At 62.4% G+C, this 23,353-nt stretch carries 17 protein-coding genes; 12 read left to right on the top strand and 5 right to left on the bottom strand.

The window, feature by feature from the left end:
* Positions 1-74 precede the first annotated feature (74 nt).
* From WFP36_RS12325 to cobA, 10 genes are all read left to right on the top strand, one after another.
* Complete coding sequence (locus tag WFP36_RS12325) at positions 75-650, top strand: ANTAR domain-containing response regulator (RefSeq protein WP_336980812.1); 576 nt, start codon at positions 75-77, stop codon at positions 648-650.
* Positions 651-669: 19 nt separating this feature from the next.
* Complete coding sequence (locus WFP36_RS12320) at positions 670-1,878, top strand: ABC transporter substrate-binding protein (RefSeq protein WP_336980811.1); 1,209 nt, start codon at positions 670-672, stop codon at positions 1,876-1,878.
* Between the two features lie 219 nt (positions 1,879-2,097).
* Entirely contained in the window at positions 2,098-3,525 is a 1,428-nt protein-coding gene (locus WFP36_RS12315; protein WP_336980810.1) for a CmpA/NrtA family ABC transporter substrate-binding protein, read from the top strand.
* A 34-nt stretch (positions 3,526-3,559) separates the two neighbouring features.
* Positions 3,560-4,609: an ABC transporter permease gene (locus WFP36_RS12310; RefSeq protein ID WP_336980809.1), complete on the top strand. Its 1,050-nt coding sequence runs from the start codon at positions 3,560-3,562 to the stop codon at positions 4,607-4,609.
* Between the two features lie 13 nt (positions 4,610-4,622).
* Complete coding sequence (locus tag WFP36_RS12305; protein WP_336980808.1) at positions 4,623-6,308, top strand: ABC transporter ATP-binding protein; 1,686 nt, start codon at positions 4,623-4,625, stop codon at positions 6,306-6,308.
* A 147-nt stretch (positions 6,309-6,455) separates the two neighbouring features.
* Positions 6,456-7,673: an alginate export family protein gene (locus WFP36_RS12300; protein ID WP_336980807.1), complete on the top strand. Its 1,218-nt coding sequence runs from the start codon at positions 6,456-6,458 to the stop codon at positions 7,671-7,673.
* 234 nt (positions 7,674-7,907) lie between these two features.
* Positions 7,908-10,406: a nitrite reductase large subunit NirB gene (gene nirB, locus WFP36_RS12295; RefSeq protein WP_336980806.1), complete on the top strand. Its 2,499-nt coding sequence runs from the start codon at positions 7,908-7,910 to the stop codon at positions 10,404-10,406.
* On the top strand, positions 10,403-10,756 hold the full coding sequence (gene nirD, locus WFP36_RS12290) for a nitrite reductase small subunit NirD (protein WP_336980805.1): 354 nt from the start codon (positions 10,403-10,405) through the stop codon (positions 10,754-10,756). The genes nirB and nirD overlap by 4 nt, the downstream gene beginning before the upstream one ends.
* A 5-nt stretch (positions 10,757-10,761) precedes the next feature.
* A complete protein-coding gene (locus WFP36_RS12285) occupies positions 10,762-13,344 on the top strand; it encodes a nitrate reductase (protein ID WP_336980804.1) in 2,583 nt (860 codons plus the stop codon).
* Complete coding sequence (cobA, locus tag WFP36_RS12280) at positions 13,341-14,126, top strand: uroporphyrinogen-III C-methyltransferase (RefSeq protein ID WP_336980803.1); 786 nt, start codon at positions 13,341-13,343, stop codon at positions 14,124-14,126. The genes WFP36_RS12285 and cobA overlap by 4 nt, the downstream gene beginning before the upstream one ends.
* A gap of 22 nt (positions 14,127-14,148) precedes the next feature.
* On the opposite strand, the gene WFP36_RS12275 is transcribed toward cobA, so the two are convergent.
* Positions 14,149-14,793, bottom strand: coding sequence for a Crp/Fnr family transcriptional regulator (locus WFP36_RS12275; RefSeq protein ID WP_336980802.1), 645 nt, complete (start codon positions 14,791-14,793; stop codon positions 14,149-14,151).
* A 476-nt stretch (positions 14,794-15,269) separates the two neighbouring features.
* Here WFP36_RS12275 and WFP36_RS12270 point away from each other — a divergent pair, with 476 nt between their 5' ends.
* The gene (locus WFP36_RS12270) at positions 15,270-15,590 is read left to right on the top strand and encodes a hypothetical protein (protein ID WP_336980801.1); all 321 of its coding nucleotides are present in this window, start codon (positions 15,270-15,272) and stop codon (positions 15,588-15,590) included.
* A 132-nt stretch (positions 15,591-15,722) separates the two neighbouring features.
* Here the strand turns inward: WFP36_RS12270 and WFP36_RS12265 are convergent, their stop codons facing one another.
* Positions 15,723-16,847: a TetR/AcrR family transcriptional regulator gene (locus WFP36_RS12265; protein ID WP_336980800.1), complete on the bottom strand. Its 1,125-nt coding sequence runs from the start codon at positions 16,845-16,847 to the stop codon at positions 15,723-15,725.
* 571 nt (positions 16,848-17,418) lie between these two features.
* On the opposite strand from WFP36_RS12265, the gene WFP36_RS12260 reads away from it, so the two are divergent.
* Positions 17,419-20,463 (top strand): TonB-dependent receptor plug domain-containing protein, encoded by a 3,045-nt coding sequence (locus WFP36_RS12260; RefSeq protein ID WP_336980799.1) that lies wholly within the window; start codon positions 17,419-17,421, stop codon positions 20,461-20,463.
* A 489-nt stretch (positions 20,464-20,952) separates the two neighbouring features.
* Here WFP36_RS12260 and WFP36_RS12255 read toward each other — a convergent pair whose 3' ends face one another.
* The 3 genes from WFP36_RS12255 to WFP36_RS12245 all read right to left on the bottom strand — a co-directional run.
* Entirely contained in the window at positions 20,953-21,138 is a 186-nt protein-coding gene (locus WFP36_RS12255) for a hypothetical protein (protein WP_336980798.1), read from the bottom strand.
* A 95-nt stretch (positions 21,139-21,233) separates the two neighbouring features.
* Positions 21,234-21,497: a hypothetical protein gene (locus WFP36_RS12250; protein ID WP_336980797.1), complete on the bottom strand. Its 264-nt coding sequence runs from the start codon at positions 21,495-21,497 to the stop codon at positions 21,234-21,236.
* A 440-nt stretch (positions 21,498-21,937) separates the two neighbouring features.
* The coding region (locus WFP36_RS12245; protein ID WP_336980796.1) for a BamA/TamA family outer membrane protein at positions 21,938-23,353 on the bottom strand (1,416 nt) is incomplete at its 5' end.

The raw sequence follows: 23,353 nt of genomic DNA, 5'->3' as shown, positions 1-23,353 counted from the left end.
GCAGCGGAGAGCAATGCCTGCTTTTTCGCCGCGCCTATCTTGCCAGCGCATTTGTGCGCTGCAATATCGCGGCCATGAGGATCGCCATCGTCGATGAGCGCACGGCGCGTGCTTCGGTCATCGAAGAAGGCCTGTCGCAGCTCGACGGCTGCGAGATCTTCGTGCTGGGCGAACGCAAGGGCCTGCTCGCGCGGATCGAGGACATCGCGCCCGACATCGTCCTGATTGACCTCGGCAACCCCTCGCGCGACGTGCTGGAGGAATATTTCGCCGTCAGCCGGGCACTGGCCCGGCCCATCGCGATGTTCGTGGACGAGGCGGACGATCACGCCATCGGCGCCTCCATCGATGCGGGCGTATCCGCCTATGTGGTGGACGGGCTGCATGCCAGCCGCATCCGCGCCGTGGTCGATCTGGCGGTGATGCGCTTTGCCGCCTTCGCCCGCCTGCAATCCGACCTGGCCGAGGCCAAGGGCAAGCTGGCCGAGCGCGAGACGATCGACCGGGCCAAGCGCATCCTGATGGACGGCAAGGGCATTACCGAGCCGGAGGCCTATGGCGAATTGCGCCGCAAGGCCATGCAGTCGAGCCGGCGCATCGTGGACATCGCCGAAGCGGTCGTCACTGCGCATGAGCTGTTGGAGAAATGACCGGGATGGAGGACGCCCAATGAGCGAAAAGCTGACCATCGGCTTCCTGCCGCTCGTCGATGCCTGCCTCCCGATCCTTGCGCGGGAACATGGTTTTGCCGAAGAGGAAGGGCTGACGCTCGATTTCGTGCGCGATGTGTCCTGGGCGACGGTGCTCGACCGGCTGCTCTATGGCCATAGCGATGCCGCGCATATGCTGGCGCCGCTCGCCATTGCCACCACTCTGGGCCGCAATCGCCCCCCTCAGCCGCTTTCGGCACCCTTTGTGCTGGGTTTGAACGGCAATGCCGTCACCTTGTCGAACGCGCTTGCGGCAAAGGTCGCTCCGGCCGATTCCCTTGGCGATCCGCGGCTTGTCGGCGCGGCGCTGGCGCAGGAAGTGCGCGAGCTTGCGGCGCGGGGCGAGAAGCTCCGTTTCGGGGTGGTCCACCGCTATTCCAGCCACAGCTACATGCTGCGCTACTGGCTGGCGGCCTGCGGAATCCGGCCTGACCAAGATATCGAGATCGTCACTGTCCCGCCGCCTTTCGTGGCCGATGCACTGGCCAGCGGGGAAGTCCATGGCGCCTGTGTGGGCGAGCCGTGGAACAGCGTTTGCGTGGAACGCGGCGTGGGCGTCATCGTGCTGGCCACGGCGCAGATCTGGCGGCGCGGGGTGGAAAAGGTCCTGGCCCTGCGCGAGCCACTGCTGGAAGACCGCCGCCCGGCCATCGAGGCACTGATCCGCGCGATGCGCAAGGCTGGCAGGCATTTCGTGGAGCCGGAGAACTGGCAGGCCAATGCCGCGATTCTGGCGCGGCCCGAATATCTCGATGGCGATGCCGGGCTCATCATGCGCTCGATCTCCGACCGGCTGGTTTTGCGGCGCGGCGGGGAGCCGGTCCATTATTCCGATTTCATGTTCCAGTATCGCGAGGCGGCGAACTTCCCCTGGGTCAGCCAGGCGGAATGGCTCTATTCCCAGATGCTCCGCTGGGATGGGCTGGCCTATTCGGCGCAGGATGCGCAGGCGGCCGCTCGCGTGTTCCGCCCCGATGTCTACCGCAGTGCGCTGATGGGCACGGGGGATGTGCTTCCGGGGGCCAGTTCCAAGGTCGAAGGAAGCCTGCGCGGGCTCACTTCCGTGACTGCCCAGCAGGGGGCCATGGTATTGTCGCAAAACAGTTTTTTCGATGGCGGCATCTTCGATCCCGACGACATTCCCGGCTACCTCGCGCAGCTGCCTTGAACGGGAATCTCATGCTGCATCGCAAAAAACGCTTTACGCCGCTCCGGCGAATCGGTTAGTCATCGCCTTGTCCGGACGGTCATCCGATGGGGGATGGTCCAACACAGGCCGGACGAAATTCAACATTGCGTGGCAACGTCGCCGCCCGATCCGCTCCCTCAACCGGAGTTGAATCGTGGCGGCTTTTTCGCGTTGTTCGCATAGCGACGGGTGGTGCGAATGGCCGGGTTCGAGGGAAGCAAGTTCAATCGCCGCAGCGTGATCGTGGCCCTGCTGGCCAGTGCGGCCCTGGCCGGTTGCGGATCGGGCGGGGGCAGCAAGAGCGGGGCCGATGTCGCCGCCGCACCGGGCGCCGCTGGCGCGGTGGAAAAGCCTGTCCTGAAACTGGGCTTCATCAAGCTGACCGACATGGCGCCGCTGGCCATCGCCAAGGAAAAGGGCTTCTTCGCGGAAGAAGGGCTGAACGTCACGCTGGAGCCGCAGGCGAACTGGAAAGTGCTGCTGGACGGGGTGATCGGCGGGCAGCTGGACGGCGCCCACATGCTGGCGGGCCAGCCGATTGCCGCAACCATCGGCTATGGCACCAAGGCCGATCTGATCGCGCCGCTGAGCATGGATTTGAACGGCAACGCCATCACCCTGTCCAACAAGGTGTGGAACCAGATCAAGCCCAGCCTGCCCAAGGGACCGGACGGCAAGGTGGCCCATCCGATTTCCGCCGCCGCGCTCAAGCCGGTGGTCGATGGGTTCAAGAAGCAGGGCAAGCCCTTCACCATGGGCATGGTCTTCCCGGTCAGCACTCATAATTACGAACTGCGTTACTGGCTGGCGGCCGGCGGGCTCAATCCCGGCTTCTATACGCCGGGCGATGTCGGCGGCACGGTGGGGGCAGATGTGAAGCTGTCGGTCACGCCGCCGCCGCAGATGCCCGCCACGCTGGAGGCCGGAACCATCGAAGGCTATTGCGTGGGCGAGCCGTGGAACCAGGCCGCGGTGCAGAAGAAGATCGGCGTGCCGGTGATCACCGATGACCAGATCTGGCATGACAATCCGGAAAAGGTCTTCGGCCTGCGCAAGGATTTCGCCGAGAAATATCCCGGCACTACTGCCGCCATGCTGCGGGCGATCATCAAGGCGCAGCAATGGCTGGACGCCGATGGCGGGGCGAACCGGGCGGAAGCGGTCAAGATCCTGTCCCAGCCCAATTATGTCGGAGCGGATGCCAAGGTGATTGCCGCCAGCATGACCGGCCAGTTCACTTTCGAACCCGGCGACACCCGCCCGGCAGCCGGCTTCAACATCTTCTTCGACAAATTCGCTGGCTATCCCTTCTATTCGGACGCCGTCTGGTATCTCACCCAGATGCGCCGCTGGGGCCAGATCGATCAGGACAAGACCGATCAGTGGTATTTCGACACTGCCAAGGCCGTCTATCGCCCGGACCTCTATCTCGCGGCGGCCAACTCGCTGGTCGAAAAGGGAGCCATCCCGGCGGCCAGCGTGCCGAAGACCGACGGTTTCCGCGATCCGCAGAGCGGCTTCATCGACGGCATCACTTATGATGGCCGTCAGCCCAACGCATACCTCGCCAAGTTCAGCATCGGCCTGAAGCAGGGCCAGAAGGTGACCGCCGCCGGTGTCCGCTGAGGCGGCCGGGCGATACAGGATTCAGGAGTACGATATGGCTACCCTTTATGCCGAACTGGACGAGGTCGAACCCGTGGAACCGGCAAGCACCGAGCCTGCGCAACCTTCCGTTCCGCCTGCCGTGAAGCAGGCCCCTGCCGGCAAGCTCGGCCCGCTGATGGCCAAGGCGAAGAGCTTCGCCAGGGAACTGGTCTGGCCGCTGATCGGCATTCTGGCCTTTATCGGCCTGTGGGCCGCACTGGCGCCGCAGGTCCAGACCTCGCTCGGCTCGTTGCCGGGGCCAGTGGAAGTCGCGGGGCAGGGCGTGGCGCTCTATGAGGAATGGAGCGCGGCGCGGGCGGCCGAGGCGGATTTCTACGCCCAGCAGGATGCCGCCAATGAAGCGGCCATTGCGGCGGGCAATCCGGCGGCAGTGCAGGAATTCGACTATGCCGGGCCGCCGACCTTTCCCGATCAGGTGCTGACCTCGCTGGAAACCGTGGCGCTGGGCTTCGTGCTGGCAAGCCTGATCGCAGTGCCCATCGGCCTCGTCTGCGGCTTGTCGAAGCGGGTCAATGCGGCGATCAATCCGCTGGTCCAGATCATGAAGCCGGTCAGCCCGCTCGCCTGGCTGCCGATCGTCACCATGGTGATCTCGGCCATGATCACCAGCCCCGATCCCGCCTTGCCCAAGGCCTTCGTCATCTCGGCTCTGGTCGTGATGCTGTGCTCGCTCTGGCCCACGCTCATCAACACCGCCATCGGCACGGCCAGCATCGACAAGGATTTGCTGAATGTCGGGCGCGTGCTGCGGCTCGGCTGGTTCGCCAAGCTGACCCGGCTCGTCCTGCCCAGCGCGCTGCCCTATATCTTCACCGGCATGCGCCTGTCGCTGGGGGTGGGCTGGATGGTGCTGATCGCGGCGGAAATGCTCGCGCAGAACCCCGGCCTCGGCAAGTTCGTGTGGGACGAGTTCCAGAACGGCAGCTCGCAGAGCCTGGCTCGCATCATGTTCGCGGTGATCGTGATCGGCTTCATCGGCTTCGCGCTCGACCGGGCGATGATGGGGCTCCAGTCGCTCGCCAATCGCAACCACGCGGCCTGAGGGGGAAGGGCAGATGACCATGCAGCCGATCCTCTCGCTCAGGGGCCTCGCCAAGAGCTACACCGGCAAGTCCGGCGCCGTCACCGAAGTGCTGGCGGGTGTCGACCTCGACGTTGCCGAAGGGGAATTCGTCGCGATCCTGGGCTTCTCCGGGGCGGGCAAGACCACGCTGATCTCCGCCATCGCCGGGCTGGTGGAGCCCGATGCGGGCGAGATCCTGCTGCGCGGGAAGCCGATCAAGGGGCCGGACAAGGACAGGGGCCTTGTGTTCCAGTCCTATTCCCTGTTCCCCTGGCTCACCGTGGAGGCCAATGTCGGCCTGGCAGTGGACGCGGTCCATAAAGATAGGAGTAAAGCTGAGCGCGCCGATCTGGTGAAGCAGAAGGTCGAATTGGTCGGCCTCGCCCACGCCATGCAGCGCAAGCCAGCCCAGCTTTCCGGCGGGATGCGCCAGCGCGTGGCCGTGGCCCGGGCCCTGGCGATGGAGCCCGAAATCCTCCTCCTGGACGAGCCGCTCTCGGCTTTAGACGCGCTCACACGCGCTAAATTGCAGGACGAGATCGAACGCATCCGCAAGGAGGAAAAACGCACCATCATCCTCGTCACCAACGATGTCGACGAGGCCCTGCTACTGGCCGACCGTGTCGCGGTGCTAACCCCCGCACCTGCGGCGCGGATCGGCCAGACCTTCACTGTCGCCATTCCCCGCCCGCGCGACCGGGAGGCCATGAACGAGGATGCCGCCTTCCAGCACCTGCGCAAGCAGATCGTCGATTATCTCGGCGCACTGAATTCCGGCCCGCTGAACGGTGGGGACAGCAGCGTGCCGCTGCCCAATGTCACTCCGCTCGATCTCACCCCGCCGCCGCAAGCCTATCGCGAGGCGGCGCGCAGTGCGGTCGAGAGCCGCTATCTCGAATTCTTCAAGCTGCGGAAGGTCTATCCCACTCCCAGCGGTCCGCTGACCGTGGTTGAGGATTTCGACCTGCTGATGGACAAGGGCGAGTTCGTCTCGCTGATCGGCCATTCGGGCTGCGGCAAGTCCACAGTGCTGACCATGGCGGCAGGGCTGAATGCGATCAGCAGTGGCGGCATCGTGCTCGACAATCGCGAGATCGATATTGCCGGGCCGGACAAGGCCGTGGTGTTCCAGGCGCCCAGCCTGATGCCTTGGCTCACCGCGCGCCAGAACGTCGCGCTGGGGGTGGAGCGTGTCTATCCCCACGCGGCCAAGGCCGAGCGGCGGGATATCGTCGACTATTACCTCGACCGGGTGGGTCTGGGCGATGCGAAGGAGAAGCTGGCGGCAGAGATGTCGAACGGCATGCGTCAGCGGGTCGGCATCGCACGCGCCTTTGCGCTCAGCCCGCGTCTGCTGTTGCTCGACGAGCCTTTCGGCATGCTCGACAGCCTCACCCGATGGGATTTGCAGGACGTGCTGGTGGAAGTGTGGAACCGCACCAAGGTGACGGCGATCATGGTGACGCACGATGTGGACGAGGCGATCCTGCTGGCCGACCGGGTGGTGATGATGACCAATGGCCCGAACGCCACGATCGGTAAGGTGCTGAAGGTCGATCTGCCGCGCCCGCGCGACCGCAAGGCGCTGCTGGAAGATCCGAAGTTCTATCAATACCGGCAGGAAGTGCTGCATTTCCTCGCCGAATACGATCACGGGCCAGCCGCCAAGGCGGCCTGACACGCCATCGGGAGAGAAGGGACCGGCAAGGGCGCCGGTGCCCTGGCGTAGAGAAATCGGGGCGGCCATGCAGGCGCCGTCCGAATACCGGCGGGCAATGGCGCTCGCCTCTCAAACCGGCCTCAAGGGCCGCACAGGGAGGTATAGATGCGCTTCAAGTTCCTTTCGCTCGCCGCCATTTCGACTGCCGCGATCGCCACGCCCGCCTGGGCCGCACCGGGTGACCCGATCGCGCTGGATGAAGGTGTCACGCTCGATCCGATCCTCGATGCCAATCTGCGTTACGAACATGTAGCCCAGGACGGGATTGCCAAGGATGCCGAGGCGGTAACCCTCCGGCTTCGACTGGGTGCGGAACTGAAGATTTCGGGCTTCTCCCTGCTCGCTGAGGGGGAAGGAACGGGTGCCATTGCCGACCACTATAACGATACTCTGCCGGGCAATGGGGTTGAGCCTTACCCAACCGTGGCGGACCCGGAGAACATCGAACTTAACCGCCTGCAGGTTGCCTATGCCGGCAAAGGTTTTGGTATCACCGTGGGCCGCCAGCGCATCGTGCAGGACAACGCCCGTTTCGTCGGCAATGTCGGCTGGCGACAGAACGAGCAGACTTTCGATGCCGTACGTGCGCAGGCCGCGTTAGGGCCGGTGAAGCTCGATGCTGCCTATGCCATCTCGCAGCGTACCGTTTTCGGCACTGACAGCCCGAACGAGCATTTCGACGGCGATCTGGTGTTGCTCAATGCGGCGGCGGACATCAAGCCGGTGAAACTGGGCGCCTTTGCTTATCTGATCGACTACGACACCCGCCTGGCCTTCAGCAGCCAGACCTATGGTCTGCGCGCTGCGGGCAGTTTCAAGCTGGGCGGCGGACTGGCACTGGACCTTTCGGCCAGCTTCGCCACTCAGTCCGATCTTGGCGGCAATCCCACAGCTTACAGCGCCGAGTACTATAATTTCGAGGCCGGGCTGGGCTTGAAGGGCTTCGCGCTCAAGGCGGGATATGAGGAACTGGGCAGCGACGGCGGAGTGGCATCGTTCCAGACGCCCTTGGCGACGCTCCACGCCTTCAATGGCTGGGCGGACCTGTTCCTGACCACTCCGGCGGCTGGCCTGCGGGATTACTCCATCGGCGCGAGTTACAAATTCGCCAAGGTGAAGGCGCTGCCCGGCCTCAATGCTGCCGTGACATGGCACAGCTTCGAAAGCGATTTCGGCGGTGCCGACTATGGCAGCGAATGGGATGCTTCGCTGGGCTTCAAGCTCGGCAAGGTCGGGTTGCTGGCGAAATATGCCAGCTATCATGCCGACGGTTTCGGCGCCGATACGGACAAGCTGTGGCTCCAGGCTTCGTTTGCCATGTGAGCAAATGCACCCGGCGGGATGCTGCACTGCAAAAAGTCTCTTGCCGGGTGCCGTTTTTGTGAGTTAGACATTGTTTGAGACGGAATCGCGCCGCCCAAGGAAGGGCGAACCAACGTAGCCGTTTTGAACTCAACATAGCGTGGCAACGGTGCCGCCAGTCATGTCCCTCGGGGCGAGACTTGGCGGCTTTTTTGCGTGCGCTTTTGGCCCCGGGCGGGCTGGAGGATCGGAAGAGTGAACGCACCGCAGAATTTCGACAGGGGAGGGCGCGAGAGGCTGGTCGTCATCGGCAACGGCATGGCCGGGTGCCGGGCAGTCGAGGAACTGCTCGCCCGCGATCCCGCGCGTTTCGAGATCACGATCTTCGGCGCGGAGCCTCGGGTCAATTACAACCGGATCATGCTTTCGCCGGTTCTGGCGGGCGAAAAGCAGTTTGAGGATATCGTGATCAATCCCGCCGAATGGTACGCGGATAACGGGATCATGCTGGTGTCCGGCGATCCGGTGGAGCGGATCGACCGCGAGACGCAGACGGTGATTGCCGCTTCGGGGCGCAGTGAGCCCTATGACCGGCTGATAATCGCTACCGGCTCCGATCCCTTCATCATTCCGGTGCCGGGCAAGGATTTGCCGGGTGTCGTCACCTTCCGCGATCTCGACGATGTGGAGAAGATGCTGGCCGCTGCCGATGCCGGCGGGGCGGATGGAGAAGCAGGGCGTGCCGTTGTGATTGGCGGTGGCCTCCTGGGGCTGGAGGCTGCGCATGGCCTTTCGCTCCGGGGCATGAGGGTCACCGTTGTTCACCTGATGCCCACGCTGATGGAGCGCCAACTCGATGAGGCGGCCGGGTGGCTTCTGAAAGATGAGTTGGAACGGCGCGGGCAAGTGATCCTGACCGGCGCGGATACGGAATCGATCCTCGAAAATGACGGACATGTCGCCGGTATCCGCTTGAAGGACGGGCGTGAAATCCCGGCCGATCTGGTGGTGATGGCAGTAGGCATCCGGCCGAGCACAATGCTCGCCAGATCGTCGGGGATCGAGGTCGAGCGCGGCATCGTGGTGGACGATCACATGGTCACTTCCGACCCGGCGATCCTTGCGGTGGGCGAATGCGTGCAGCATCGCGGCACCTGCTATGGTCTCGTCGCACCCCTGTGGGAGATGTGCCGCTCTCTGGCAGATTTCCTTGTAAATCAACCGACTGGCTATGCTGGATCGATAACCTCAACTAAACTTAAGGTATCCGGAATCGACCTGTTTTCGACCGGAGACTTCTCCGGCAGCGACGGGAGCGAGGACATCGTCATGCGCGATGCCGCGCGCGGGGTCTACAAGCGGGTGGTGGTGCGCGATAACCGTGTAATCGGCGCCGTGCTCTACGGAGATACGGCCGATGGCAGCTGGTATTTCGACCTGCTGAAGAAGGGCGAGGACATTGCCGACATCCGCGAGGCGCTGGTCTTCGGCCAGGCCTTTGCATTGGGGGGTGCCCTTGCGGACCCTAATGCCGCCGTTGCCGCCCTTTCGGACGATGCAGAGATCTGCGGCTGCAACGGCGTTTCCAAGGGACAGGTCGTCGCCTGTATCGCGGGCGGGGCGCACAGCCTCGACGCGGTCCGCTCCACCTGCAAGGCGTCGGCAAGCTGCGGCAGCTGTACGGGGTTGGTGGAGAGCCTGCTCGCACTGACGCTTGGGGATGATGTGAAGTCCGGCCCGAAGACGATGTGCAAATGCACCAGCTTCACTCACGACGATGTGCGCCGCCTGATCCTGGAGAAGGAACTGCGGGCGATCCCGCAAGTGATGCAGGAACTGCACTGGACCACGCCCGATGGCTGCGCCTCCTGCCGCCCGGCACTCAATTACTACCTCCTCTGTGCCTGGCCCGGTGAATATGAGGACGATCAGAAGAGCCGCTTCGTCAATGAACGGCTCCACGCGAACATCCAGAAAGACGGCACCTATTCGGTCGTTCCGCGCATGTGGGGCGGGTTGACCAACCCGAAGGAGCTGCGCGCCATTGCCGATGCGGCCGAGAAATTCGGCGCACGCACGGTGAAGGTGACGGGCGGACAGCGGATCGACCTGTTCGGCATCCGCAAGGAAGACCTGCCCGCGATCTGGGCCGATCTCAATGCGGCGGGGATGGTTTCGGGCCACGCCTATGGCAAGGCCTTGCGCACGGTGAAGACCTGCGTAGGCAGTGAATGGTGCCGCTTCGGTACGCAGGATTCCACCGGGCTGGGCGTCAGGATCGAGCAGGCGACCTGGGGCAGCTGGATGCCGCACAAGTTCAAGATCGCCGTGAGCGGCTGCCCGCGCAATTGCGCGGAGGCGACGATCAAGGACTTCGGCGTGATCTGCGTCGATAGCGGTTACGAACTCCATGTCGGCGGCAATGGGGGCATACACCTGCGCGGCACTGACCTGCTGACCAAGGTGGAGACCGAGGAGCAGGCGATGGAGATGTGCGGCGCCTTCATCCAGCTCTACCGCGAAGAAGCGCACTACCTTGAACGCACCGCACCCTGGATCGAGCGCGTGGGCATTGAAAGTGTGCGCCAGCGGCTCGGCGATCCGGAGGAAGTCCGCAAGCTCGCCGCGCGGTTCCGCATTTCCCAGAAATACTCCCAGCGCGATCCCTGGGCGGAGCGGGCAGGCGGCAAGCGCGCCGATCTCCACGCCCACATCGCCCAGGTCCGCCCCTTGCAGATGGAGCCCGCCCAATGATCGGAAAATGGCTGGATATCGGCCCGGTTACGCAGATCGAACCCGGCACCGCCCGTACCTTGCCGGTTGAAGGCGGTGAAGAAATCGCCGTGTTCCGCACCATGACGGGCGATTGCTATGCGCTGGTCAACAAATGCCCGCACAAGCAGGGCCCGCTCAGCCAGGGGATCGTTCACGGCGCGGTAGTGACCTGCCCTCTCCACAATTGGAACATCTCGCTCAAGACCGGGGAGGCCTTGGGCGATGACAAGGGCTGTGTGCCCACCATTCCGCTCAAGGTGGATGCCGGGCGGATGTTCCTGTTGCGGGAGGCCGTGATGGGGCGCGCTGTCGAGACAAAGGCGGCCTGAGCGGGATGGGCGCGATCCGCACCACCTGCCCCTATTGCGGCGTGGGTTGCGGCATAGCTGCCCGGCCCGGCGAGGGGCGTACCGTCGAGATCAAGGGGGATGCCGAACATCCCGCCAATCGCGGCGCGCTCTGTTCCAAGGGGACGCATCTGGCCGAAACAACTGGGCTGGAGGGGCGCCTGCTCCATCCGATGATCGGGGACAGCCAGGTCTCCTGGGACACGGCGCTGGACGAGGTCGCCGGTCGGCTGAAGGCCACGATTGACGAGCACGGGCCGGATAGTGTCGCGTTCTACGTCTCGGGCCAGTTGCTGAGCGAGGATTATTACGTCGCCAACAAGCTGATGAAGGGCTTCATCGGCAGCGCCAATATCGACACCAATTCCCGCCTTTGCATGGCGAGCGCGGTCGCCGCGCATAATCGCGCCTTTGGCGAGGATGTGGTGCCCTGTTCCTATGCCGATCTGGATGAGGCCGATCTGATCCTGCTGGTCGGATCGAATACGGCTTGGTGCCATCCGGTGGTCTGGCAGCGGATCGAGAAGGCCCGTCAGCAGCGGGGGACGCGGCTGGTCGTGATCGATCCCCGCCGCACTGAGACAGCAGAACGGGCGGACCTTCACATCGCCGTTACGCCTGACGGAGATACAGCGCTTTTCAACGCGCTGCTGGCCGAGATGGACAAGAGAGGCAGTCTCGATCGTGGCTTCCTGACTGATCGCTGCGTAGTGCCCGAGGGTTTCTGGGAAAGGCTGGCGTCAGGCGATCCTGCGGGCGGCATAGCCTCGGAGCAGTTCGAGGCGCTGGCCGATCTCGTTGCGGCGCATCCGCGCATGGTCACTTTGTTCAGCCAGGGGGTGAACCAGTCCGTTGCCGGCACGGACAAGGGCAATGCGATCGTCAATCTCCACCTCGCCACCGGGCGGATCAATCGTTCGGGCGCTGGGCCATTCAGCATCACCGGCCAGCCCAATGCAATGGGCGGGCGCGAGGTTGGCGGGCTTGCCAATATGTTGGCTTGCCATCTGGGTTTTTCTGAAGCCGAGCGCCGCGATGTCGAGTGGTTCTGGCAGGCGCCTGCCTTGTGCTCGGAACCGGGACTGAAAGCAGTCGATCTGTTTCGCGCTGTGCATGAGGGCCGGATCAAGTTCCTCTGGGTGATGGCCACCAATCCGGCGGTCTCTATGCCCGATGCCGGCTTCGTGCGCGAAGCGCTGGCACGCTGTCCGACTGTCGTCGTATCCGACGCGATTGCCGATACTGACACAGGCCGCTTTGCCCATATCCGTTTGCCCGCACTGGCCTGGGGGGAGAAGGACGGCACCGTCACCAATTCGGAACGGCGCATCAGCCGTCAGCGCCCGCTTTTCGCTCCACCCGGAGAAGCGCGGGCGGACTGGCGGATCGTTTGCGATGTTGCGGTTCGGCTCGGCCATGGCGATGCTTTCGCGTTTCCACATCCAGCGGCCATCTTCCGAGAATATGCCGCCATGACGGCGCTTTCGCGTAAACACGGCAAGCTGCTGGACCTGACCCGTTGGTCCGACGTGACGCGCCTGCAGTATGACACGATGGAGCCGTTCCAATGGGGTGGGCACCATCCGTTCGAGAACCGGTTTCCCACGCCTGATGGCAAGGCACGCCTGATCGAGACTGCCCCTGTGGGGCAGCGCGTGGTTAGCGCGGATTGGCCATTGCGCCTCAACACTGGGCGCTATCGCGATCAGTGGCACACCATGACCCGCACGGGGCTGAGCGCGAAGCTATCGCTCCATCGGCGCGAACCGCTGCTGGAAATCCATCCGACTGACGCGATGCAACATGGCCTAAGAGAAGGTGGCTTGGCGTGCGTCGACACCGCCTATGGAGAAGCGACCTATCGGGTCGCGATCAGCGACGGGCAGGAGCGGGGGCAGATTTTCGTACCGATGCACTGGACGGATGCGATGGCCGGTGCCGGACGCACTGGCAGGCTCGCGCAGAGCCTTGTCGACCCTGTCTCGGGCCAGCCCGGCTTCAAGGATACGCCTGCGCGGGTAGCGGCCGTCGAGCCGGACTGGCGCGCCTTCCTGTTCACCCGGGAACCGGTGATGCCGCAGGTGCCATATTGGGTCCGTGCGCGGGTGAAGCATGGCTGGCTGACCGAACTGGCAGGGCAGGGCGAGGCCGATCTCGCGGCGCTCCTGCCCGCAGGAAAGTGCTGCGAGGCCATAGACCGGACACGCGGCATGCAGCGCATCGCGGTCCTGGATGAGGAGGGCGCGTTGATCGCCGCTCTGTTCGTCACCCGCAGCGGCGAACTGCCCCGACGCGACTGGCTGGAGCGGCAGCTGGGCCAGGCCGACGCCAGTGTGGCTGAACTCCTCGCCGGACGACCTGCCGCGCCGATGGCGGACAAGGGGCCGTTGGTCTGCATCTGTCACGATGTGGGCGAACAGGCCGTGCTTGCGGCGATTGCAGGCGGTGCCGCAAGCGTCGCGCAGGTCGGAAGCTGTACCGGCGCGGGCACAAATTGCGGATCATGCAGGCCGGCCATCGCCCGCCTGTTGGAAGAAGCGCGCTCGGCGCTGAAGGAGGCTGCGCAATGACCGGGTTTGAACAGGGCAGTGTCTGGCTTGTCGGTGCGGGGCCGGGCGATCCGGAACTGCTGACGAAAAAGGCCGAGCGTCTGCTCGGCGAAGCGAGCATCGTCTTCTACGATGCCCTGGTGGGGCAGGGAGTGCTCGACCTGATCCCGCGTCATGTCCGCCGCGTGGCGGTGGGCAAACGTTCTGGACGCCATTCGAAAGACCAGAAGACGATCGACGCACTGATCGTCGAAGCCGCCCTTGCAGGCGAGAAGGTCGTGCGGCTCAAAGGGGGCGATCCGGCGATCTTCGCTCGGGCGGCGGAGGAAATGGCCGCCTGTCGCACCCATGGGATTCCGGTTCGCATCTGTCCCGGCATTACCGCGGCGAGTGCGGCGGCGGCCGATCTGGGCATTTCCCTGACGTTGCGGGGCATGGCGCGCAAGCTGGTGTTCGTGACTGCCCATGCCCGCGCGGGCGAGGCGCTTGATCTTGATTGGGCCAGCCTTGCCGATCCGCAGGCGACACTGGTAATCTATATGGGCAAAGCTGCCGCGCGCGAGGTTTCTGCCAAGCTGATCGCGGCGGGTATGCCCGGCGATACCCCGGTCACGCTCGTCGAAAATGCAAGTCTGCCGCATGGACGAAGCCTGTCCACCCGGCTGGATCTCCTGCCGCTCGCGGCGCGCGCGGGACTGGGGGATGGCCCGGCGCTGATCCTTGTGGGCAAGGCGGTCGCAGGCGAAGGAAGCCTTGAGACAGTCACGCAGGCAGAGCGCAAGTTGCTCTCAACTGCAGTGTAAGCCGGAAGTCGAGGAGTGCGGTTCAGGCGCTATGCGCGTGAGCGTGCTGCACGCAGTCTTTCGGTTCCTGAGTGCGAACCGCTTCATAGCATTCGCAGGCGAGGGATTCGAGCAGGTGCCGGTCCATGACGGACAGCTTGCCGCGCGAATAGTGGATTGCACCAACGGAAAGCAGTTTGTTGCAGGAATCGCTCACGGTAGCGGGCCGCAGGCTGAAGATGTCCGCCAGCATGCGCTGAGTAATGTCGAAGCTGCGTTCCGTCATCCGGTCATCCGCGTGGAGCAGCCAACTGGCGATCCGCTGCGTGGCCGAATGGGCCGCCGCGCAGACCACATTCTGCATCAGGCGCCGTGTGAGCTGGGAAACGCAGCCGAAAACCGCCGGTCGGAATGCCGGATCCATCTCCATCGCGGTCTGGAAATCGCCGAGCGACAGCCATGCGGCCCGGCCCGAAATCGCCGCCAGCGCAGTGCCCCCAGCCCGCCTTTGGCCGAGCACGGACAGGCCCCCGATCATGGAATCACGACCCAGGGCAACGTTTTCGATCATGCGGCCGTCCTTGAGGACACTGCGCAAGGAAACCAGCCCGTCCAGCGGGAAGATGACGCTCTGGATCGGGGCCCCGGCTTCAAAAAGCACTTCGCCAGAGTGAATCGGCTTCACCATGGTGCGGTCAGCGAGAAAATCCCGGCAGTTCGGGACCAAATTCCGGATTATCCAGTTCTCAACCATCCCGTCAGCCTAAGAGTGCGTCCCTCTATTTACAAGTGAACACTCATCCTACGTATGAATAACAAGTGGTTAGCGCCTCTTATATACGATAACGTATCAATCAAATTCGGTCATCGAGACGTGTTGCGGGCGTGTATCACCCTGTGAAACATGGGATAATTCAAATCGAAACGGAGTTTATGGGTTTCCTGCTCCATCCTTCGTATGAATAGATTAATACAAATTCCGAAAAGTTCGATTGATTAGGCGGCTGGTTCGTGACTGAAATTTCATCAGTCAAAGAGTTCAGGTGTTTTTCCCGGCGCTGCCGGTCTTACGGGCGCCGCCTAGTCCTGCGCGGATTTTCGTAAATTGGCGCTCCGTCAAAACGGCTGTGCCCAGGGCCCTTTTCAGGATGCCTGACAGCTCTGATGACCGTCATAATATGGGCAGGCAGCGATGCCGTAGGAATCGACAAGCATCTTCATGGCAGCCCGCCATTGGTCGGGCTGCATCACGATTTGTCCGCGATTGCCGGTATCCGGATTGAAGGATGCGATTACGAGCGCCCCTGTATCGAAGAGCGTCAACGTTATGTGATGACCTTCGCCTTGGGCGTCGCCGATATAGACCGGTTGATTAAGCATCCGTACGCCGAAGTCTCTGCCAAATTTATGAACTTGATGGATCCGGTTTCGAAAAGAAGCATGTTCATACTTGGATTGAAGGTGCAAGGGGTTTGGACAACCTGAGTCTTGAAACGGAACGATTATTCCGCTTCTCCGCACAGAAAGGCGTGAATTACCTTCCCGGAAGGACCCGCGCCTGCCAGCATGTGGCACGCTGGATTCGGCCCCTTCCGGGATTTGGGTTTCGCGGTCCGATCAGGCCGGGCTGCGTTCCTTGATCGCGAACATTCCGAGCGCCTTGTCGCCAAGTGCAACGGCGTCCTCTCGAACCATTCCCGCGCTGCAATGACCGAACCCGCGGATCACAGACGACAACACGGCGACCAGGGCAGGGGAAACGAGTTCCGGCGTACCCAGCAATTTGCCGAGAATACCTTCGCCGACCGGGTCGCGAAAACCCCGGATCACGCCGCCCAGTGCCTTGTCGCTCTCTCCCCGACTGAGGTTGAGAATGATCTCGTCGAGCGCTCTCAGCAAGGGATCCGTCCCGCCGATAACACCGTGGATCAGGCCCAGTTTTGCCTCTCTCGGATCTGAGGGCATGGCTTCTATTTGCTCCAGAGTTGGTTTGCCGGAACTGCCTTCGTAGATCCGCTGAAGGGCAAGGCGCAGCATCTTGGACTTGGAGCCGAAATGATAGGAGACCGCACCCAGAGTCGTCCCGGCTCTGTGAGCGACCGAGCGAAATGTCAGCGACGCCAGGCCACTTTCCGAAAGTAGCGCAGCGGCGGCATCGTCAATTGGGGTAAATTCCTCCTTCGCGCCGAAGACGAGCCGGTACTCGCGTTCCGCCAGGTCCTGATAGCCGATGCGGACGGTGGAGGATGGTTTGCAAGGCGCATCGGCGAACTGGAATAGTGCCAGCGCCGTTTCGTCCAGCAATGCACGGTCCAGCAGGCTGTGCCAGCGGATCAGGTGCTGGCTGGCCTCGCCGTCGAAGAACAGCCACAGAAATTCCGGATTGCTGGCGAAATGGAACTCGCTGCACATCCTCGTCCAGAAGCGGCGCCACAAGGCCGTCCATTCGAGATGGGGCCCGAAGTGATCCGGCTGGGCAAGCGCTGCGGCATGGGCTTCCCGCCAGGCCAGCGCCAGCGGCCTGCGTTCGCCGGTCCATTGCTCGATCAGCGCGGCCAGCAATGAAGCGCGGGCTGTCAGTGGCAGATCGGCCAGCGGATAGTCCCGCAATTCGTTGAAAACGCCTTCCATCCAGTCGCTGGCGCGCTGCAACGCGACATTCTGAGCATGTGCGAACAGATGTTCCAGACTGCCGAAATGATAATCGATCGCGGAAACCGATGCCTCGGCCTCGCGCGCCACCATCCGTACCGAAATCTCTGCCTGACTATGCTCCCCCCAGAGCTTGCAGAGTGTGCGGATCAGGCGGCTTTGTGTATCGTTTGCGGCAGTTTCTCGTCGAATAAATGATGAATCCTCGGCATTTAGTGCCATTATTTTTCCCGTCCCTTTTACGTCTCCCAATTACCAAGATGCACGATCCTGCGGGATTTGGGAATGCCCTCAATCCACGCAAAAATGCAAAATACAAACGTTCTAAACGTGTCGAGAAAATGCCTGAATGTCGCATGGCGGCCGCTTTGAGGCATACAGGCGGCTTCGCGCATCCATGCCGGAAGCTTTCCGAGTGTGGCCTCTGCGTGACCGCAATGACAACAACCCGCAAACTACCGAAAAATCCCAGAAAAATTGCCCGCACAAAGGCGGACCTTCCGGGGCGTGAGGGTTCGTCCCGGACGACCGATTCTCAAAAGAATACAAATCTGGGAGGTAAATTATGCGAATTGCTCCAGGCATGCTTGTCGCCAATAGCGGCAGGCTCCTTGCATCGTGCGCGTCTTGCGCGCTCATAGCCGCGGTCGCGCAGCCGGTGATGGCCCAGGAGGCGGGTTCCGCCGCCGCAGGGCAGGACGAGGTTTCGCCGAGCGAGGCAATCATCGTCACCGGTTCGCGCATTCTTCGCAAGGATTTCGAATCCAACAGCCCGACCGTTACGGTTGACGAGAGCCTGCTGCAGAATTCTGCCACGGCGGCGCTTGAAGTGAACCTCAACAAACTGCCGCAATTCGTGCCGGCCCAGACGCCGACCGCAGGCGGCGACATTCAGCCGACGGCGACCAACACGCCTGGCGCGGCCACCATCTCGCTGCGCGGCATCGGCTCGAACCGCAATCTCGTGCTGCTTGACGGCCGGCGCTCCACGCCGAGCAACGCCTCGGGCGTGGTCGACATCTCCACGATCCCGAGCGCGGCAATCGAGCGCGTGGAGATCATCTCCGGCGGTGCATCCGCCACTTACGGTGCAGACGCCATCGCCGGTGTGACGAACTTCATCCTGAAGAAGGATGTCCAGGGCCTGGAACTCGACGGGCAAGTGGGCATGACGCAGGAAGGCGACGGTCTGGAATACCAGCTCTCCGGCATCATGGGGGCGGATTTCGATGACGGGCGCGGCAATGTCAGCATCGCCATGTCGATGAACACGCGCGAAGCCAGCTATCAGCGCGACCGTTCCTGGTATCGCGACCTGTGGGCCGATACGAACGTCAGCGGCACGCAGTTCTTCATCGAATCTCCGGGCATCTATTTCGGCTACGCCAATCTGCCGACCGCCGTCTCGTCGATGTTCCCCAATTCCTCGCTGCCGGCCGGGGGCTACACGGCCTATGCCAACACCGACGGATCGGCCTTCGTCAACGGTTCCTGGTATAATGGCGGCGTCTATACGCCCTATTTCGAGGGCTTCACCGGCGACGTCGATGGCTATGAATACAAGGTCACCGAAGCCGGTACGATGGGGCAGAACAACACCAGTTCCTATCTGATCCTGCCGTTGACCCGTTACAATTTCTTCGCTCGCGGCAATTACGAGATCAATGACTGGATCGGCGTGTTCGCGCAGGGCCTCTTCAGCCATGTGAGCACCTATACCCGCCAGGAACCGGGACCGGTTACCTCGGGCTGGAGCGTTGCGATCGATCCGACCACGCTCGACCAGGATCAGCTTCCGGCGGATATGTGGGAACTGCTCAACAGCCGTCCCGATCCGGATGCGCCGTTCGAACTGCGGACCATGATGCCGGAAGATCGCGAGGGCTTCACCGATGTGATGACCTACAACATGCTGGCGGGCCTTGAAGGTTCGATCCCCGGCACGGACTGGACCTGGGAAGCCTTCGTCAATCACGGCGTATCGGTCACTTCCTCGCGCCAGACCGGCATCTATTCGCTGGAGCGCCTGCGCACCCTGCTCAATTCCGGCAATTTCGGTGAGGGCTTCTCGGCCACCGGCAATTCCAAGGATGGCGGTTTCGGAGCTTCGACCGCGACCTGCACCAGCGGCCTGAACTTCTTCATCCAGCCCGAAGGCGGCTTCTCGCAGGACTGCCTCGATGCGATCAAGGCCGATCTGAAGAACCGCTCCTCGATGCGCCAGACGATTGTCGAGGCCAACCTTCAGGGCAAGCTGATCGACCTTCCGGCGGGCGAATTGCGGGTGGCTCTGGGCGCGAGCTATCGCGAGCAGGAATATGAGTTCATCAACGATACGCTGACCAGCCAGGGCACTTCGTTCCAGGATCAGGCGCTGGGCATCTATCCGAGCGCGGATTCCTACGGCTATTACGATGCCAAGGAAGTCTACGGCGAATTGCTGGTGCCGATCCTGGCCGACAAGCCCTTCGTCAAGTCCTTCAGCCTCGAAATCGGCGGCCGTATCTCGGACTACAGCACCACCGGCACCAGCTACACCTACAAGGTGCTGGGCGACTGGGAAGTGAACGACTGGATGCGTCTGCGCGGCGGCTATAACCGGGCCGAGCGTTCGCCCAATATCGGCGAACTCTACCTCGCTTCGCAGGAAACCTTCGGCGTGAACTACGCCGGCGATCCCTGCTCGCTCGCCAACCCGCTCTCCTGGTCCGCGAACCCGGCCAATGCCAATGGCAATGCCGTGCGCGCGGTCTGCGAACAGCTGATGGATCGTTCCGGCGATACCAACGCGAAGACGCTGTATTATGCGGGCACCCAGTCGAACTCCACCTTCGGCTATGCCTGGCCGACGCTGGTGGGCAATGCCGATCTGACGACGGAAAAGTCCGACACCTGGACGGCCGGCGTGGTGTTCAACTCGCCGTTCGAAACCCCGGCGCTCTCGCGCCTGCGGCTTTCGGTGGACTGGTACGACATCTATGTGAAGGATGCGATCGCGCCGCTGACCGTGGCCGCCGCACTCCAGCAGTGTCTTGACCCGAACTACAATCCGCTGGTGCTCACCGATGCCTCTGCGGCGGCCGATACGGCCTTCTGCCAGAACATCGAACGCAACCAGACCGGCCAGCAGGGCACGGTGTACACCACCTACACCAATAATGGCCGCTTCCGGGTGCAGGGCATCGATACCCAGCTCGACTGGGGCATGGATGTCGGGCCGGGTACGCTGTCGGCGAACGTCGTGTTCAGCTACCTGCTCAAGTACAAGAGCGCGGCGCTGCCCACTCTGCCGATGGTCGATTATGTCGGCACTTTCGGCACGACCGAGAACGGGCTCAATTCCGGTGCGTATCAGTATCGCGTGCTGACCAGCCTGAACTACAGCGTCGGCAAGGTTCAGCTTGGCCTGCAGTGGCAGCACCTGCCTGCCGTGGAAGATTCCTCCGAAGCCACAATCGCGACGACCACCGTCGGCGCGCCGGCCTACGATATCTTCCATCTGAACGGCAGCTATGCCGTGGCGGACAATTTCACGATCCGCTTCGGCGTGGAAAACCTGTTCAACCGGGCCCCGCCGCTGACCAACTACAACCCGGCCAACAACAGCGCGGCGACGACCGGCCTGCTGTCTGGCGGCTCCTATACGTCGACCTATTACGACACCAATGGCCGCCGCTTCTTCCTGGGGGCCAACGTCAAGTTCTGACGCCCCGGATACAGGCACAAGGAAAGGGCCCTTCTCGTGGAGAGGAGGGCCCTTTTCCTTGTGGGAATCCCGGGCCGATGTTGACACGAAATAGCCAGCGAAACTTGCGGCGAGACTCTCCCGCAAGGCCTGGTTTCGAGCCGTTTTTCAGCGATGGACGCGATCTTCGGTGTGACTTTTCATTTTGGGCAGTCGCGCTTGCTGTGAGCCGTCTCGAAAGGAGGCGGTCGCGAGCCGGGATTGCGGGGGCGCATGGCGGGGCTGAGACCAGGCAGTTCATCACACAGGATAAACGTCATTTGCCGGTATGTAGGAAAGTGATTTCCTCCCACCTTCGCCATGCGCATTTGCGGAAATTGCGAAGGCGGGCAAGCTGTCTGAAGGTCGGGTTCGTCCAGCTGACTCAGGCAGCCTGGACAAATTCGGACCTGAATGAGCGTCTGAAACCCGGGAGGACGACTTGCGGCCTGAATGACAGGAATGGGGTGGTTAGCAGTCGTCCAGTTTTACGCGGCGATTTTTGAGCCGCTTAAGGGAAAGCGTAACCGCTGCAACCGCGCCGACAACAAAAGCACCGTAGTAAACAATGCGCCAGTCAAGGTTTTGTAGACCAATATACCCTGCGGCAAGCCAAGCCCCGGCGGATGCATACAAAGTGCGCTCAGTGAAACCCATTTGTCGACTATGACGATGGTTCTCAACGTCCGCAATGTTGTCGTGTCCGGAAGGGCAGAATTGGCAAGTTTGTTGTGGGGAGATGCCTTTCAAGATCATTTTTTCTGCTGCGCGTTCCTCAGGATGTAAGGTTGGCAGACTGTGATGCAGATTTGCTCGGTGCCACAAGCAGTCTTCTCTAAGGTCCCTGTAAGCTTCACCCTGCTCGCATGAGGTGCGTCGATAGTCGCATCGACAGCGACACAGCTTTCCGGCGCGTCAGAAAAAACCCTGTTGCCGAAGTAAATGCCGGTTGCTTCGTGCTGCTTGGACCAGAAGCCGGAGAGGGTGACATCCTCATTCACCCGCTCTTCGAGCATGTCATACCTTGAGATTGAGGTTGGGCTGGAGGTCGAAACGCAGCTCGCCAACGTTATTGCAAGTAAGGCTATGGGGGCGCGGCACATCTCGCACTTTTACCAGTCAACTGAACGACCGCAAAGTTATCGTGTCCGGACTGGCGGCACTCGGCATATCTGTTGGGGGAACTGCCAGTCCCCAGTTCGTCATTCCCGCGAAGGCGGGAACCCAGATCAACGGTTGCCGCTGGGTTCCCGCCTTCGCGGGAATGACGATGGTAATCGACTAAAAGCCTAATCCCACTCGCCACAACCGCTCATCCTGAGCTTCGCTTCCGACAGGCTCAGGACGAGCGGAGATTGGGGATGTCCGCAATGTCATCGTGTCCGGAATGGCGGCTTCTCGGTTGAAATTCTGACAAGCGATTACGAAAGCTCGCGCTGGAATTTGTCCACGCCGCCTAGAACTGGGTGCCCACGTTGAAGCTGAAGGTCTTGGTATCGTCGCCCGGCTGCTTCCACAGCACCTTGGCCACGTCGATCCGGAACGGGCCGAAAGGCGAGTTCCAGTTGACCCCGAACCCTACGGAAATGCGCGGCAGGGGCGAATTGCCCAGATAGGTCTCGCGGAAGCCGGGATAGGTCGTGCCCAGCGCCGTATTGCTGGCGGTGTCGAGGCAGGTCGGCGGGTTGGGATTGACCGCATTGGTCACATAGGAGGTGCTCTCCGCCGTGCAGACGCCGTCGACGATCGAGGCGGAATCGATCTGGGTGTAGAGCTGGTTCCCGTCATCGTCGCGGGTGCCGATGAAATAGCTCGATCCGGTGTCGGAAAGGGTGGGCGATTTGAGATCGAAGACCGAGCCGACATCGAGGAACACCGAGGGGCGCAGCCCCATTTCGCGCGCGCCGGTGCCCAGCGGGATCTGCAGTTCGGCACGGCCGAGGTAATAGGCATTGCCGCCCAGCGGATCGTCCACCGGATTGTCCGGATCGCTGTAATAGGTATAGCCGCCATTGTTCGTGCAGGTTTCGGCGGAAGTGCCATCGCCGCAGACCGGAACACCATCGTCGTCCAGCGTGTAATATTCGCGCAGGATGCGCGGGCCGACGCCGCGAATGTCAAAGCCGCGAATCTGGGGATCGCCCAGGAAGAAACGGTCCGTCAGGCGGACTTCCTGTCCCAGTCCCTTGATGTATCCGCCTTCGCCCGAGAGCGAGAAGACCCAGCCCGGCGACAGCTGCCAGTATTTGGCCGCATTGAGGCGGAACTTGGCGTAGCGTTCCGTTCCCCCAAGGCCGGCCACATCCAGGCTTGCGGTGATGCTGTCGCCGCGTGTCGGGCGCATGCGGTTGTCGAGCGTGTCATAGACCAGCGATGCGCCCAGGATCGAACTGGAGCGGGTGCCCACCGCCTCGCACAGATAACGGCTGGCGAGCAGGGGGTCGCATTCCAGCGTGCCGGGATTGACGCGGTCGCTGTAATAGGTGCTCTCGTCCAGCGTCACATCGTCGAAATTCAGTGTGTAGCGCCCGATGAGCGAGGCATTCTCGGAGAGCGGCACGCCTGCGCGCAACTGGAAGCCGGTGGTCACCTGCCGGAAGGTCGTGCCATTATCGGTGTTGTAGTAATTATTGTTGGAATCCCGCCGGTAGATGTCGAGGCCCAGCGAGACATTGTTGTCGAACAGATAGGGCTCGCTGAAGCTCAGCGTCACACCGCGCGAATAGGACGAAAGGTTGGCGCTGAGCCCCACCGTCTGCCCCTTGCCGCGAAAATTCCTTTGCTTGACCGAAGCTTGCAGGATGAAGCTTTCGAGGCTTGAGAAGCCAGCGGAGAGCTGGAGTTCGCCGGTGGCCTGTTCCTGGACATTGGC

This window comes from Fulverythrobacter fulvus, from assembly GCF_037154085.1.
In the GTDB taxonomy this organism is placed as follows: Bacteria; Pseudomonadota; Alphaproteobacteria; order Sphingomonadales; family Sphingomonadaceae; genus Andeanibacterium; species Andeanibacterium fulvum.
This window is presented reverse-complemented; position numbering and strand designations above follow the sequence as displayed.